This window comes from Modestobacter excelsi (genome assembly GCF_005930495.1).
Taxonomy (GTDB): domain Bacteria; phylum Actinomycetota; class Actinomycetes; order Mycobacteriales; family Geodermatophilaceae; genus Modestobacter; species Modestobacter excelsi.
On the sequence record NZ_SJEX01000160.1, the window covers coordinates 1 to 1,424 of the forward strand.

At 70.7% G+C, this 1,424-nt stretch carries 1 protein-coding gene; it reads right to left on the reverse strand.

All coding sequences use genetic code 11. From position 1 onward, the window contains the following. Positions 1-54: 54 nt before the first annotated feature. Positions 55-1,308 carry an IS256 family transposase gene (locus FHL80_RS25040; RefSeq protein ID WP_138736030.1) on the reverse strand — a complete coding sequence of 418 codons (1,254 nt, stop codon included), beginning with the start codon at positions 1,306-1,308 and terminating at the stop codon, positions 55-57. Between the last annotated feature and the right edge of the window lie 116 nt (positions 1,309-1,424).

Sequence of the window (1,424 nt, forward strand, 5' to 3'; positions counted from 1 at the left end):
GGTCAAGTCCGCTGGGGTGGTGTGTGACGGGGTCCGCGTGATCTTCCTGGTTGGTCAGGCGCTGAGCGCCGGGATGGTGGTCTGTGCGGTCACCTCCTCGCTGGTGTCGGTGTCGGTGACGGGTCGGATGCGGCAGCGGGTGAGGACGTCGAGGCTGAGGTAGCGGCGGCCTTCGGTCCATTCGTCGTGCTGCTCGGCGAGCACGGCGCCGACCAGGCGGATGAGGGAGTCGCGGTCGGGGAAGATGCCGACGACGTCGGTGCGGCGGCGGATCTCCCGGTTGAGCCGTTCGGAGGGGTTGTTGGACCAGATCTGGCGCCAGACCTCCTGCGGGAACGCGGTGAAGGCCAGCAGGTCGGCGCGGGCGGTCTCCAGGTGCTCGGCGACCTTGGGCAGTTTGTCGGCCAGCGCGTCGAGGACGCGGTCGAACTGGGCGTGCACCGAACCGGCGTCGGGCTGGTCGTAGACCGAGTGCAGCAGCGCCCGCACCCACGGCCAGGGCGCCTTGGGGCAGACCGCCATCAGGTTCGCCGCGTAGTGCGTGCGGCACCGCTGCCACCCGGCGCCGGGCAGGGTGGCCCCGATCGCGGCGACCAGGCCGGCGTGGGCGTCGCTGGTCACGAGCTGGACTCCGGTGAGGCCGCGGGCGGTGAGGTCGCGGAAGAAGGCCAGCCAGCCGGCGCCGTCCTCGGCACTGGTGACCTGCAGGCCGAGGATCTCCCGGTGCCCGTCGGCGTTGACCCCGGTCGCGACCAGGGCGTGGACGTTGACCACCCGGCCGCCTTCACGCACCTTGAGCACGAGGGCGTCGGCGGCGACGAAGGTGTAGGGGCCGGCGTCCAGCGGCCGGTGCCGGAAGTCAGCGACGTGGGCGTCGAGGTCTTTGGCCATCTCACTGACCTGGGACTTGCTCAGCCGGGTGATGCCCAGGGACTCCACCAGCTTCTCCATCCGGCGGGTGCTCACCCCCAGCAGGTAGCAGGTGGCGACCACGGTGGTCAGCGCCCGCTCCGCCCGGCGGCGGCGCTCGAGTAGCCAGTCGGGGAAGTAGGAGCCGGCCCGCAGCTTGGGGATGGCCACGTCCAGGGTGCCGGCGCGGGTGTCGAAGTCCCGGTGTCGGTAGCCGTTGCGGGTGTTGGTGCGTTCGGTCGAGCGGGCGCCGTACCCGGCGCCGCAGACCGCGTCGGCCTCGGCGGACATGAGCGTGTTGATGAAGGTGGTGAGCATCTGCCGCAGCAGGTCAGGGCTGGCCTGGGCCAGCTGCTCGTGCAGGAAGTGGGCAGGGTCGATACTGCTTGGAGCGGTCATCGCGTTGTACTCCTGAAGGACTGTGAGAGGTCATCCAGAAGATCACGCGGTGGCCGCCTTCATGCCTCGGCCCGCTGATCGCGGGGCCGTCACACACCACCTTGGTGGACGCCACC

Bases quoted from the DNA above. Each gene is read 5' to 3' on its own strand.
- FHL80_RS25040 (WP_138736030.1), bottom strand. From the start codon at position 1,308: ATGACCGCTCCAAGCAGTATCGACCCTGCCCACTTCCTGCACGAGCAG.